Genomic DNA, 15071 nt, shown 5'->3' on the forward strand with positions numbered 1-15071 from the left:
CGGCACGTCGATCAGCGGCACTGGCGAGATCGGTGCGACCGTTACCGTACGGGATGCGGCCGGCGCGATTATCGGCACCACGACGGTCGATGAGGATGGCAATTATGTCTTTCCGCTGAGCCCGGCCCGGATCGACGGCGAGGTGCTGGGGATCACCCAGAGCGATGCGGCGGGCAATGTGTCGCCCGGCACGACCGTGACGGCGACCGACACTACGCCGCCGCCGCCGCCGGCTGCGACCATCGACGACACGGGTCGGACCGTGACGGGCACTGGCGTCGCCGGATCGGCGGTCGAAGTGCGGACGGAAGGCGGAGCGCTGCTGGGCACGGCTACCGTCAATATCCAGGGCAACTATACTGTTACCCTGACGCCGCCGCAGTTGAACAGCGAACCTCTGCTTGTGACGCAGGCGGATGCCGCCGGCAATGTGTCCGATCCGGCCAACCTGATAGCACCCGACCTGACCGCGCCGGAACCGCCGATTGCCAACATTGCCGGCGATGGCGCATTGATGAGCGGTACGGGTGAAAGTGGCGCGATCATCACTATTACCGATCCGGCGGGCACCATTATCGGCACTACCACGGTCGGATTGGACAGCAATTGGAGCACGGCGCTCGTAACGCCGCAGATACATGGTGAGCCGCTGATCGTCGTGCAGAGCGATGCCGCCGGTAATGAATCGGCGGAAGTGCCGGTGACAGCGCCCAATCTCAATGGGCCGGACGCTCCCGACCCGGTGATTGCAACCGTTTCGCCCACTGGTGAGACGGTATCGGGCACGGGTGAAAGCGGAGCCGTTGTCACTGTCACAGGCCCCGGCGGCGTGCCGCTGGGATCGGTGACGGTTGATGGGGAAGGCAATTTCAGCATTACCCTCGACACGCCGCAGACCAATGGCGAGAAACTGATCGTGGTGCAGACGGATACGGATGGCAATAGCTCCGTTCCCGTCATCGCGATTGCACCTGACATCACGGCTCCCGCTGCGCCGACCGCGCAGATCGATCCGACCGGATCCGCGGTGACTGGATCGGGCGAAAAGGGTGCGACCGTTGCCGTGCGGGATGCAGGTGGCACTTTGATCGGTACGGCCACAGTTGATGGCCAAGGCCATTATGCCGTAAGCTTGGTCCCGCCGCAGACCGATGGCTCACAATTGAGCGTGACCCAGAGCGATGCGAAGGGCAATGAATCCGATCCCGCTGCTGTCATCACGCCCGACCTAGAAGCGCCCTCCGCGCCGACCGGCACTGTGGTTTCCGACGGCAGCTCGGTGATCGGCTCCGGTGAGGCGGGGGCGACCGTCACCGTCTCCGACGCTGCTGGCACGGTGCTGGGCACGGACATAGTAGCGGGCAATGGTAGCTACAGCGTAACCTTGGACCCGCCGCTGACCAATGGTGAGCCGCTGACGCTGGTGCAGACCGATGCGGCGGGCAATGCATCACCCGAGATCGATATCACCGCGCCCGACACGACGGCGCCCGATGCACCAAGCGGAACAGTGACGTCCGACGGCACGGCGGTCACCGGTGCGGGTGAGGCTGGCGCAACGATCACCATCACCGATGTGGAAGGCACGGTGTTGGGCACTACCGTCGTAGGCGTCAACGGCGCCTATATCGTGACGCTGACGCCCCCGCTGACCAATGGCGAGGCGCTGACGCTGGTGCAGACCGACGCTGCCGGGAATGATTCGGTCGAGGTCGATGTGACTGCGCCGGATATTACCGCGCCCGCCGCGCCAACGGGCATGATTGCGCCGGATGGCACGGTGGCGATCGGCACGGGCGAAGCTGGCGCGACGATTACCATTACCGATGCGGCCGGTACTGTGCTGGGCACGACGACGGTTGTAGGCAATGGCAGCTTTATCATCTCGTTCGACACGCCGCAGGCCAATGGCGAGGCGCTGACGCTGGTACAGACCGACGCGGCGGGTAATGTTTCGCCGTCCGTACCCATCATCGCGCCGGATATCACGGCGCCCGCTGCGCCGACCGGAACAGTGACGCCGGACGGTACGGCGGTCACAGGCACAGGCGAGGCTGGCGCGACGATCAGCATCACCAATGTGACCGGAACCGTCCTGGGTACGGCGACGGTGGGCACCAATGGCAGCTATATCGTCCTGCTCTCCATGCCGCAGGTGAATGGCGAGACGCTGGGCGTTGTTCAGACGGATGCGGCGGGCAACGGCTCGGTCGAGGTAGATGTCTTGGCTCCCGACATCACGGCACCCGCTGCGCCGACAGGTGCGATCACGCCCGACGGCGCGATCATTTCCGGAACGGGGGAAGCCGGGGCAACAATCAGTGTTACTGACGCAGCCGGCACGGTGTTGGGTACGACAACGGTTGCGGGCAACGGCAGTTACAGCGTTATGCTCGACACGCCGCAGACGAATGGGGAGGCGCTGGCGCTGGTGCAGACCGATGCGGCAGGCCTGGTGTCGCCGCAGGTTCCGATCACTGCGCCCGACATCACTCCGCCCGACGCACCGACTGGAACTGTTTCGACCGACGGAGCAGTAGTAACCGGCACTGGTGAAGCTGGGGCGACCATCACCATCACCGATCCGACCGGTATAGTCATCGGCACAGCAACGGTAGGCGCCAATGGCAGTTATGTAGCGACGCTGACGACGCCGCAGGTGAATGGTGAGACGCTTGGCGTGATCCAGACCGACGCGGCGGGCAACGCGTCTGCCGAGTTCGGCCTTACCGCTCCCGACATCACCGCACCGGCCCCGCCGACCGGCGCGATCAGCGGCGATGGCGCGGTGGTCAGCGGTGCGGGTGAGGCCGGCGCGACAATCAGCGTGACCAATGCGGCCGGGACGGTGCTGGGCTCGACGACTGTGGCGGGCAATGGCAGCTACAGCGTCACCCTGACGACGCCGCAGACCAATGGCGAGGCGCTGACGCTGGTGCAGAGCGATGGGGCGGGGAATCTTTCGCCGACCGTGCCTATTACCGCACCTGATACGACGGCGCCCAATGCACCCACGGGCACGGTGACGCCTGATGGCTCGACCGTGACCGGTACCGGTGAAGCGGGTGCCACGATCAGCATCACCACTGCAGCGGGGACAGTTATTGGTACGGCGACGGTGGGCTCCAATGGCAGCTACGTCGCAACGCTGACCACGCCACAGGTGAATGGCGAAACGCTGGGTGTGATCCAGGTGGATGCAGCCGGCAATGTTTCGGTCCGTGTGCCGACGATCGCGCCTGATATCACTCCGCCCGCAGCGCCGGCCGGCTCGGTTACGGCTGACGGTACGGTGGTGAACGGCACCGGCGAGGCCGGAGCGACCATCACCATCACCAATCCGGCCGGAGCAGTCATCGGGACGGCGACGGTGGCGGGCAATGGCAGCTACAGCGTCACCCTGACGACGCCGCAGACCAATGGCGAAACGCTGGGCATCATTCAGGCGGATGCAGCGGGGAATGTGTCCCCGCGCGTTCCGACGATCGCGCCCGACATCACGCCGCCTGCCGCGCCGACCGGGTCGGTCACGGCTGACGGCATGGTGGTGAACGGCACCGGCGAGGCCGGGGCGACCATCACAGTAACCAACCCCGCGGGGGCCGTTATCGGCACCGCGACGGTAGCCGCGAATGGCGGCTATAGCCTGATCCTGACGACACCGCAGACGAACGGCCAGGCGCTGGGCATCACCCAGGCGGATGTCGCCGGCAACGTGTCCCCGCGCGCCACGACGATCGCGCCCGACAGCACGCCACCGGCCGCGCCGACGGGTACCATCAGCGTCAATGGCGCTGTCGTCACTGGTACCGGCGAGGCGGGCGCGACGATCCGCATCACCAATGTGGCGGGCACGCTGCTGGGTACGGCGGTGGTGGCGACCAACGGCAGCTATAGCGCGACGCTCACCACGCCGCAAACCAATGGCGAGCGGCTGACGCTGGTCCAGGCGGATGCGGTGGGCAATGTGTCGCCGACCGTGCCATTAACCGCACCCGACACGACGCCGCCTGTGGCACCGACCGCCGCTGTTTCCGCGAATGGCGGTTCGGTAACGGGCACTGGCGAGGCAGGCGCGACGATCACTGTTAAGAATGCCGGTGGCACTACGCTGGGCACGGCGACGGTTGGTATCAATGGCAGCTATACGGTGGCGCTCACCCCCGCACAGCTGAATGGCGAGCAACTGATCGTCGCGCAGGCGGATGGAGCGGGCAATGCCTCCCCAAACATAGCTGTCACCGCGCCAGACCATACACCGCCGACAGCGCCGACGGCCGCCGTTTCGTCGACCGGTACAGTGGTGACAGGTACGGGCGAGGCCGGTGCGACCGTCACAGTGACCAATGCCGCGGGCCTTGCAATCGGTTCGGCAGTGGTGGCGGCCAATGGCACCTATTCGGTGACACTGACCCAGGCGCAAGCCAATGGCGAGACTATCGGGGTAGTTCTGACCGATGTGGCCGGCAATGCGTCGACCCAGACCAGCGCGATCGCGCCGGACATCACCGCGCCCAACGCGCCCGTCAATCTCGCGGTCAATACCGCCGGCACGACGCTGACCGGTATCGGTGAAGCCGGGGCGACAGTGCGGGTTCGCGACGGATCGGGCACGGTGATCGGCACCGGGCAGGTGGGATCGGACGGCCGCTTTTCGGTCAACCTGTCCAGCCCGCAGATCGGTGGTCAGAACCTGACCGTCACCCAGACCGATGCGGCCGGCAATCAGTCCGTGCCGGGTTTGGTCGGTGCACCGTTCGACATCGCCGCTTTCGACAACAGCACGATTGCGTTGGTTGACCTGCTGCCGGTATCGACAGCGGTCAATCATGGCACCGCCAATTACCTGTTGCTGGTATCGCTTGGCCTGCTCAATCTTGATGCGCAGGTGCTGGCGACCCCCAATGTCGGCTTCACCGTGGCGGACGGGCACAGCCTGAACGCGGTCTTCACCTATGATGCGACGCTCAGCATCGGCGTGTTGGCCGGTTACGCGGTTGCGGTGCAACGCTGGAACGGGTCGGCCTGGGTCGCGGTGGGCGGCGGCAGCGGCGCATCTCTGCTGCAACTGACGCTGCTGAACGGCAATCTGGTCAGCACCGAAACGCTGGGACCGGGTCAGTATCGCGCCTTCGTTACCTTCGACGGCGTGCTGGGAGTCGGCTTGCTGGGCTCCCTCAATGTGGCGGGGACCGATTCCGATTTCACCGATATCGGCGGGATCGTGCCACAGCAGATCCACGGCAATGTCATCACCGACCCCAGCCCCGACGGCCATATCGACATCATCAGCCCGCAAACGGTGATCCAGAGCGTTACGGTCAATGGGGTGACGACGGCGGTCAATGCGAATGGCACGGTGGTGAACGGCGCTTTCGGCCGGTTGGTCATCAACCTGGACGGCAGCTACACTTATACCCCGTCGCCGACCGCCGCGTCGATCGGCAAAACGGACGTGTTCCAATATACACTGATAGACCGGAGCGATGGCGAGACCGAGACGGCGAACCTGTCGATCACGATCGGCAGCGACGACATCACGGCCGCGCCGGTCGCCAACCATGATACGGCGACTGCGTCGGTCCAGTATCAGAATGTCGTGGAGACGGTGGCGCCGACGGTTGAATTCTCGTTTAGCACGCCGATCCTAAGTACCAGGTCGGGCAGCGACAGCTTCACCGTGGCCGCCAACAGCCAGTCGGACGTCACCATCACCGTCATTCGTGGCGGCACCGTCGCGCTGTTGCCGAGCTACACCATAACGGTGAAGAACGCGGCAGGTGCGACGGTGGGCACCTATACGGCGACGACGGTCGCGGGCCTGCCGCTGGGATCGGGCATCAGCCATACGTTCGAGGATCTGCCGCCCGGTACCTACAGCTACACGGTGTCCAGCACCAATGTGCTGGGAACGGCCTATGGGTCAACCGTCTATATTAGCGAATCCATCACCCACTTCGACCAATATATGGTCTCTGGCGTGACCGGCACGCAGGGCGAACTGCTCGCCAACGACGTGACCGGGACTGCCTTCCCAGTGGTGAAGGTCGGGACGGGCAGCGGCTTTGTGGAGGTCGGCGAGACGGCGGTGACGATCCAGGGCACCTATGGATCGCTGACGGTCAACGAGACGGGCCATTATACCTACACGCCCAGCAGCACGATCCCGCATTCGACGGTCAATCTGGTGGACAGTTTTACATATCAGGTCGTCCAGCCCAACGGGATGTCCGCCACCGCCACGCTGGACGTGACGATCAATGTCGGCACCGGCGCTACCTCGGCGGTGATGTCGATCGAAGAAGCGAGCCTGCGCATGGACGAGGCGGCGGCGGTCAGCGACGACACGCACCAGACGGCAACCCTGATGTCCGATACGACAACCCAGCATATGGTCAGTCCCGTGTCCGGAGCAGCGACATCGTCGGTATCCGAGGAGGCGACTTCGCCGACATCGGAAGAGGCGACCGTGTCGGGCAACGATCTGGTCGAGGTGGCCTCTTCCGCCGATCTGGTCGAGGTGGCCTCTTCCGCCGATCCGGTCGAGGCGTCGAGAAGCGAACAGCCCGCTACGCCCGAAGCGAACCAGACCGATGCGCCCGTCTCTGACGAGGTACTGGGCGAACTGGCCCAACAGATGTTCGAAGGACAGGGGGCGCTGGAGGATGTGTTGTCGAACTACCTCGATCACCAGCCGCTACCGGTACCGACTGCCCCGGTTGAGACGAGCGCGGCGCCGGGGCCGGCAAGCGTCGACCTGACGCCGGCGGACGTGCAACAGGATCCGTTAAATTACCTGTCGACGACCGATGATATCGAAAAGCACAACCTCAATAGCGGTCACGCCTTCTGATGAAGGTTATAAACATAGGTAAAGAACATCATCCGTTGCTGCATGGGAATGATAATAACGTTGCCGTGTTAGCATGTCGGTAACCAAAAGCGCCGATGCTGGTCATAATTGGATGAGGATATGACCGGCATGGGAAGATGCTTCCATAACGGCAGAGCCTTTTTATTGCTCGCCGGCGGCCTGCTGATATCGGCCGCATATGCGCAGACGGGGCCAGCGGCAGACCCCGCCGGCCCCGTAACGCTTGAGGATGCCGCGCGGGAGGCGATCGCCTGGCACCCGGTGCTGACCCAGGCGGCGGGCGAACTTAATGCCCGCACGACTGAGGTGGATGTCGCCCGCGCCGGCTATTCGCCGCAGATCAGCGCCGGTGTCGTTACCGGCTTCGACAGTCGTTTGACCGCTGACTGGCGCCCGCGCCCGCAAATCAATGCGTCGCAGATGCTCTATGATTTCGGCAAGGTGTCGAGCGCCGTGGACGCAGCGCGGGCCGGTACGCGGGTCGGCGAAGCGGAGATGCTGCTGGCGATCGATGGGCTGGTCCGCGACACCGGCTATGCGATGATCGAGGTGCAGCGCGGGGAGGCTTTGCACCGGATCGGGCTGGAGCAACTGGAACGGGTCCGCGCCATCAGCGAGTTGGTCGGCAATCGCGTGGCCATGGGCGCGGCGACCCGGTCGGACGGGCTGCAGGCGCAGGCGCGCGTTGAAGCCGCGATCGCCACTTTGTCGCAGATCGAGGCGGCCCGACGCCGCTGGACCAGTAATCTGGCTTATTTGCTAGGTCGAACGGCGCCGCCGACCGAAATCGATGACGAGGTGCCGGGCTGGCTGATGGCGGCCTGCCGCCAGCCGCCGCCCGACTGGAACACAGTACCCGCCGTCATGGTCGCGGAGGCGCAGAAGGATCAGGCTGTCGCAGACCTCAAGCGGCGCAGGGCGGAGCAGTTGCCCACCGTCTCGCTGAGCGGCACCGGCACGATCGATGTGTCCGATCCTCTGTCTGACCGGCGCAGCGCCTATTCGCTGGGTTTCAACGTCACCAGCAACGTGTTCGGCGGCGGGATCAGCAAGGCGCGGGTGCGCGGTGCAGCCTTCGCCCTGGAGGCGGCCGACGCCGCGACCGAGCGCGCGCGCAACGAGACCGCTCAGCGCCTGTCCGAGGCGCAGCAGCAGATCGACAGTCTGGATGCGCTGCTCAAGACACTCGCATCGCGGCAAGGCAATATGGACGAGACCGGCAAGCTGTATCGCATGCAATATCTGGAAATGGGCACCCGCACGCTGGTCGACCTGCTCAATGCCGAGCAGGAATTTCAGCAGGTCCGATTCGAGGCGGCCAATACCGCCCACGACCTGCGGCGATTGCAACTGGACTGCCTCTATAATTCTGGCCGGACCCGTGCAGCCTTTCACCTGAGCGGCATGGTGGTGCGCGGGGTGACGCTATGAACATGATGCCACCGATCAAACCGGTCGCAAGCCCGGCTACGGGTGCAGTCAAGAGCGCGGTACCGATCGACGCGTGGCTGGACATGTTGCAGCAGGTGGCGCGCCATTATGGTCTGCCCAACAGCGAGCAGGGCGCGAAGCTGGCGGGCCTGTGGGCCGGGATGGATGGGGAGCAGGCCAAGGTGCGCGGTATTGCTCGCGCGCTGGGCCTGTCGATCCGTTTCCGCATGCCCGACGGCCGCGAGACATTGTTGGGCTGGCGCCTGCCGATGATCGTACGAATGAGTGACGGCGCGCTGGCGCTGGTCACGGCCATATCCGAGGATGGCGAGGCGACGCTGTCGCTGGCGGGCGAGGGCGGATTGCTCGCGCACATGCCGGTCGCCGACGTGGCGCGCGGCGCGACCCTGCTGGTCATCGCCCGGCCGGTTCGGGCAGCGCCCGACGCCCGCGTCGATCCCTATATCCATCATCAGGAAGAGAATTGGCTGCGGCGGATCATCCATCAGGACAGCCGATCCTATGTCCATGTGATGGTGGCATCCTGCATCGCCAATATATTGGGCCTGTCCGGGGTGATCTTCTCGATGCAGGTTTATGATCGGGTGGTCCCGGCGGAATCCTATCCTACCCTCTATATTCTCGTACTCGGCGTGGCGATGGCGATCGGGTTCGATTTCTTGCTGCGGCGGCTGCGCATGAACATCGTCGATGTGCTGGGCAAGCGTGCGGATTTGCGCATGTCGGACAAGGTGTTCGGCCATGCGCTGCGCGTACGCAACCGGGCGCGGCCGACCTCCACCGGCACCTTCATCGCCCAGTTGCGCGACCTGGACCAGGTGCGCGAGTTGCTGACCTCCACCACCGTCGCGGCGATGGCGGACCTCCCCTTCTTCCTTATCTTCCTGGTGATCCTCTGGTTCATCGGTGGACCGCTGGTGCTGGTGCCGCTGGGCGCGCTTGTGCTGTTGCTGGTGCCGGGGTTGCTCGCCCAGCGGAAGCTGCGCGCTTATGCGACGGCGTCGATGCGCGAAGCCTCGCTGCGCAACGCGATGCTGGTCGAGGCGGTGCAGGGGATAGAGGACATCAAGGCGCTTCAAGCCGAGGAGCGGTTCCAGCAGCATTGGAACCGCTACAATGCCGAAGCCGGAGAGCAGCAGTTGGAACTGCGCGGCCTGACCAACAGCCTGACGGTATGGACGCAGAATGTGCAGAATGGCGTTTACGCCGGGATCGTATGCGTCGGCGCACCGATGGTGATTGCCGGCGATATCACTACCGGCGCGCTGGTAGCCTCCTCCATATTGGGGTCGCGGATGATGGCCCCCATGTCGCAGGTGACGTCACTGCTAAGCCGGTTCCAGCAGTCGCGCGTGGCGATCGGCAGCCTCAATCAGATCATGAGCCTGCCGGTGGATAGGCCCGATGCCGAGCACCGGATTTCGGTGAATGCGATTGCCGGCACGATGACTATCCATGGCGGCGTGTTCAGCTATGCCGACCCCAACAGCCCACCCGCGCTGACCATCCCCGAACTGGAGATCGCAGCGGGCGAAAAGGTCGCGCTGCTGGGGCGGAACGGCGCCGGCAAGTCGACCCTGCTTCAGGCGCTGTCGGGCATGTTGCAGCCGGTGTCGGGCGAAGTGCTGGTCGATAATTTGGCGCTGCACCATATCGATCCCAACGACCTACGCCGCGACGTCAGCTTCCTGTCGCAGAACAGCCGCCTGTTCCACGGCACCATCCGCGAGAATCTGACGCTGGGCGCGCCGGACGTGTCCAATGAGGAGATACTCTCCATGCTGGCGATGACAGGAGCGATCCAGTTCGTGCGGCGGCTGCGCAGCGGGCTGGAACATATCATCCTGGAGGGCGGCAATGGCCTGTCGGGCGGACAGATCCAGTCGCTGCTGCTGGCGCGGCTGCTGCTACGGCACCCGACCGTCGCGTTGCTGGACGAGCCGACCGCGGCGATGGACGAAGTGTCGGAACGCCATTTCATCGACGGCCTTAAGACATGGGCGCAGGGGCGGACGCTGGTGATCGCTACCCACAGGATGCGGGTGCTGGAACTGGTCGACCGGGTGATCGTGATCGACAATGGCACGATCCTGTTGGACCAGCCCAAGGATGCGGCGTTACGCACCATGCAGGCGAACCGGGCGAGGGTGGCATGAGCGGCGTAGCGGTCATCGACGACGAATGGCAGTTCGACGATGAAGGACGCAGCCGCATCACCGGCGCGAAGCGGCTGCTATGGCTGGTCACTATCCTGTTCGTCGCCGCTTTCACCTGGGCCTGGTTCGCGAAGCTGGACGAAGTTGCCAGCGGGAGCGGGCGCGTGGTGCCGACCAGTCGGGAACAGGTGATCCAGTCGCTGGAAGGTGGCATATTGGCGAAGCTGATGGTCAAGCAGGACGACATCGTCCGGCCGGGACAGATATTGGCGCAGCTGGACCCCACTCAGGCGGGATCGACGGTGGATGAAAGCGCGGCCAAATACCGCGCTGCGCTGGCGAGCGCGTCGCGGTTGCGAGCGGAGGTTGGCGGCAGCCCTATCTCGTTCCCCGCCGAACTCGACCGCTATCCCGAACTGAAGGCTGCGGAGACTCGCCTCTATCGCGACCGGCGGGAAAGCCTGACAAGTTCGGACAGGCTGATCGATGAATCCCTCGCCTTGATCAGCAAGGAGGTGAAGATCGGGGAATCACTGATTTCCGTTGGCGCGGCTAGCAATGTCGAGGTGCTTCGGCTAAAGCGTCAGCGCGCGGAACTGGCGCTGAAGAAGGCCGATTTGCGCTCGCAATATCTGGTCGAGGCGCAGCAGGATCTGGCCAAGGTCAGCGAGGAAGTCGAAGCGCTGGCGCCCGTGGTGCGCGGGCGCTCCGATACATTGAAGCGCCTGACACTGCGCTCACCCGTGCGCGGCGTGGTGAAGAGCATCGAAGTGTCCACGATCGGCGGCGTGGTGTCGCCCAATGGCGAAATCATGCAGATCGTGCCACTGGACGACCAGTTGCTGGTCGAGGCGCGCATTTCGCCTCGCGACATCGCTTTCATCCATCCCAATCAGCGGGCGACAGTCAAGATCACCGCCTATGACTATGCCATTTATGGCGGGTTGGAAGGGACGGTGTCGAGCATATCGCCGGACACGATCAAGGATGAGGTGAATCCGGAAATCTATTATTATCGTGTCTTCGTGCGGACCAAGTCGGTCGCCGTGGTCAACAAGGCGGGCAAGCGCTTCCCGATTGTGCCAGGCATGATCGCAACGGTGGACATCCACACCGGCAGCAAGACGGTGATGCAATATCTGCTGAAGCCGCTCAATCGCGCGCGCGAAGGGTTGCGCGAGCGGTGAACCGGTCGTTGGAGGAGCGGCTGGCCGTGATCGGCGATCGGGTGCGGCAGGCAGCGACGGTGCAGATCGAGGGTGCGCCGGCCGTTGTCTTGTTCTTCTCCTTCACCGACGGCGCGGCGCGGGCGCAGACCATGACCGTCAGCGGGCCGGATGCAGACCGCTGCTGGGAAAAGGCGCTGCCGGAACTGCGGGCGGCGGCGAACCGGCTGGATTGGCTGCGGGTCGATTGGGTCCGGGCCGTCGAACAGACCGACTGGCAGAGCCTGCGCCAACGGCTGAGTGCCACCAAGCGCAATTATTTCCGGCTGGGCATCGCGCTGGACGCGCGGCTGGAGCAGGCATTTCTGGAAACGGAGATCAACGCCAACGCGATGCTCTATGGCGGCGGCGCTCATGCGACGGCGATCGTCAATGAAGGCAATTTTCTGCGCTATGCCCGGCTGCGCCATGGCATCAGGGCGATCGACTTTGCCGACGATGCGCCGGTCTGGCTCTTTTCCACCGCCGGTCTGTTCATGGGCGCGAATGGTGTTGTCCACATGATCGGCGAGCAGGGGCGCAATGCCGGAAGGCGAACCGTGGAGCGGCTAGACCCCGGCCTGCTACTGCGTCTGATCGATGATGGCAGTACCTATCTGGCGTCCCAGGTGCAGCCGGATGGCCGTTTTCATTATGGCTGGCACCCTTGTTTCGACCGCCCGATCGCTGCCTATAACAGTCTGCGCCACGCCAGTAGCACTTATGCCATGCTGGAAAGCTGGGAAGTCACGCGATCGCCCGACCTGCTGGCCGCGATCAAGCGTGCGTTGGCCTATCTGGAGTGCGAACTGATCCGCCCGGCGATCCTGCCGGACGGGGCGCAGGCGGCTTTCCTGATCGATCCCGGTAATGAGATTAAGCTGGGCGGCAATGCCGTCTGCCTGCTGGCGCTGGTCAAATATAGTGAATTGATGGGAACCGATCGCTATCGGGCGCTGCTGGACCGGCTGGCGGCGGGCACTCTCCATATGCAGGACGCGGACAGTGGAGGTTTTGTCCATGTGCTGGACTATCCGACGTTGGCGGTGAAGCAGGCCTTTCGCATCATTTACTATGATGGGGAGGCGGCCTTCGGGTTGATGCGGCTTTACGGCCTGACCGGCGATCCGCGGTGGATCGAGGCGGTGACGCGAGCCTTCGGCCATTTCATTGCCGCGGGCCATGCGTCGGCGCACGATCATTGGCTGGGCTATTGCGCCAATGAACTGACCCGATACCGGCCGGAAGAAGCCTGGTTCCGTTTCGGCCTCGACAATATTCGCGACCATCTGGATTTCGTCGAGAAGCGCATCACAACCTTCCCGACTTTGCTGGAACTGATGATGGCGGCGCAGCACATGATTGCGCGCCTCTCTGCCGATCTGGATCATGGCCATCTGCTCGACACGATTGATCTCGGCAAATTTCATCGGGCGCTCCATGCCCGCGCCCACTATCTGCTGAACGGCCATTTCTGGCCGGAACTGGCGATGTTCTTCGCCAGGCCGTACCGGATCGTCGGCAGCTTCTTCATCCGTCACCACGCCTTCCGCGTGCGGATCGACGATGTCGAACACTATCTGTCGGGCCTGATCGCCTATCGCCGGCACCTGCTGGAGAAGGAGGTGGAAGAGGCGGCGCTGCCGGTCGAAAATGGCTGGAACGTGCGCAGCGTCTGCCAAGCGACCGGCGGGCGCTGGGCGGTGCCGCCGCCGGCCGACTGGCGCGCGGAGGGGCTGTGCATCTTCCCCCCTAGCCTGCGCGACGGCGAGATGGTGGTGATGCGGGGCAAGGAAGGGGAGCGCGGCATTCCGTCGCGCCTGATCGAGCGACTGAAACCGCAGACCTCGGCAATCATCACCAGCGCGCCCGAACGCTTCCCCGCCGCTGGTCTGCCCGTGCTGACGGTTCCCGATAATGACGAGGCGATATTGGCGTTGGGTCGTCATGCACGCGCAGCGATGACCGGTAAGCTGATCGGTGTGACTGGCAGCGCGGGCAAGACCACCATGGTCGCGATGCTGGCGCAGGCGCTGCGCCCTTGGGGCGCGGTAGGGGAGACGCGCCTTAACGCCAACCTGCCGCATGGCATCGCCTGGAACCTGGCCTCCATACCTTGGGATACGCCGCATATCGTGATGGAACTCGCGATCGGCCGGATGCAGCAGAATGCGCTGCTGACACGGCCCGATGTCGCGGTCTTCACCAATATCGCGCCGGCACATCTGGAATTTCATCATGATCTCTCCACGGTCGCGCGGCGCAAAAGCAAGATCTTTGCAGGTATGGCGTCCGGCGGTGTTGCTATCCTCAATGCCGACATGATGGAACTGCCGCGCGTGCGCGCGCTGGCGATGGCTCATGATCTGCGCGTGATCAGCTATGGCGAGGCAGCGGAAGCCGACTTCCGACTAATCGGAAGATGCGACGGAGAGGTGAAGGTCAAGACGCCCAAGGAAGTGCTCCGCTATCGGCTACAGGCGCCGGGTCGGCATATGGCGCTCAACAGCGTGGCGGTGCTTGCTACCCTGTCGGCTCTGTCGCTGAATGAGGTCAAGGGACTGGAGGCAATGGCCGATTTCCGCCCGCTTTCTGGACGCGGCGAGGCTTCGGCGTTGACGATCAATGGTCGACGGGTCGTGCTGATCGATGACGCTTACAATGCAAATCCAGCCTCGATGGCGGCCGCGCTGGAACTGCTGGGTACAGGGAGGGGTGGCCGACGCGTCGCGATATTGGGCGAGATGCTGGAATTAGGCGCGGAAGCAGCCAGCTATCATGCCGATCTAGCGCCGTTGATCCACAAATATGGTATAGAGTGCGTCCACACCCTCGGTGCCATGTATCAACCATTCTGGGCTGAGCAGCCAATCGCCTATCACGGCCTGAATGCCGATGATACAAGCCAAATATCTAGCTGGATCAGACAAAATGTTGAGGATGGAGACATCATCCTTGTTAAAGGATCGCACGGCAGTGGGATGCACGAACTGGTCGAGCAGTTAAAGCGAGACGCACAGAAAGGCGTTCCATAGATGGAATTGATATCGCTAACACGGCTGCAATTGAATGAGATGTTTACATTTTGTTAAGATATAGGATGCAGCTTTGAGTGTGTTCCACGAGGAGGCAATGCAAGGAAAAAGCATGGCATCGCGTGATCAAAGGCGAGAGGCGACCGCTCCGGACACGTTCGGCACGTCGTTATTGGCTCTGGCCCGACAAACGCAGCAGGCGCGCATCAATTGCTGTCAGCATTTCCCCAAGCATGTGTTCCGCGATTCTGCTTGGGACATCATGCTGGAACTGTTTGCTGTGGCGGAAGAAGGACACAGTCTATGCGTCAAGGACGTCATGGCGATTTCCGGCGAGAGCGCAACAGGC

General features: G+C 63.7%; 5 protein-coding genes and 1 pseudogene. All 6 read left to right on the forward strand.

The annotated features are described in order from the left end of the window. A partial coding sequence (locus VMR39_RS09815; protein ID WP_325415777.1) for a BapA/Bap/LapF family large adhesin occupies positions 1-6853 on the forward strand: 6853 nt, incomplete at its 5' end. Between the two features lie 129 nt (positions 6854-6982). After that, positions 6983-8305 (forward strand): TolC family protein, encoded by a 1323-nt coding sequence (locus VMR39_RS09820; protein ID WP_325415778.1) that lies wholly within the window; start codon positions 6983-6985, stop codon positions 8303-8305. Continuing rightward, complete coding sequence (locus tag VMR39_RS09825) at positions 8302-10482, forward strand: type I secretion system permease/ATPase (RefSeq protein ID WP_325415779.1); 2181 nt, start codon at positions 8302-8304, stop codon at positions 10480-10482. Before VMR39_RS09820 ends, VMR39_RS09825 begins: the two co-directional genes overlap by 4 nt. Next, positions 10479-11669, forward strand: coding sequence for an HlyD family efflux transporter periplasmic adaptor subunit (locus VMR39_RS09830; protein ID WP_325415780.1), 1191 nt, complete (start codon positions 10479-10481; stop codon positions 11667-11669). Before VMR39_RS09825 ends, VMR39_RS09830 begins: the two co-directional genes overlap by 4 nt. Beyond that, entirely contained in the window at positions 11666-14722 is a 3057-nt protein-coding gene (locus tag VMR39_RS09835) for a UDP-N-acetylmuramoyl-tripeptide--D-alanyl-D-alanine ligase (RefSeq protein WP_325415781.1), read from the forward strand. The genes VMR39_RS09830 and VMR39_RS09835 overlap by 4 nt, the downstream gene beginning before the upstream one ends. Before the next feature lie 112 nt (positions 14723-14834). Continuing rightward, positions 14835-15071, forward strand: a pseudogene (locus VMR39_RS09840) (MarR family transcriptional regulator); the annotation flags it as partial.

The sequence above is a fragment of the Sphingobium sp. genome, assembly GCF_035511395.1.
In the GTDB taxonomy this organism is placed as follows: domain Bacteria; phylum Pseudomonadota; class Alphaproteobacteria; order Sphingomonadales; family Sphingomonadaceae; genus Sphingobium.

Excerpts from the sequence above, each read along its gene's own strand:
- VMR39_RS09820 (WP_325415778.1), top strand. The coding sequence starts at position 6,983 with ATGGGAAGATGCTTCCATAACGGCAGAGCCTTTTTATTGCTCGCCGGC.
- VMR39_RS09825 (WP_325415779.1), top strand. The coding sequence starts at position 8,302 with ATGAACATGATGCCACCGATCAAACCGGTCGCAAGCCCGGCTACGGGT.
- VMR39_RS09830 (WP_325415780.1), top strand. The coding sequence starts at position 10,479 with ATGAGCGGCGTAGCGGTCATCGACGACGAATGGCAGTTCGACGATGAA.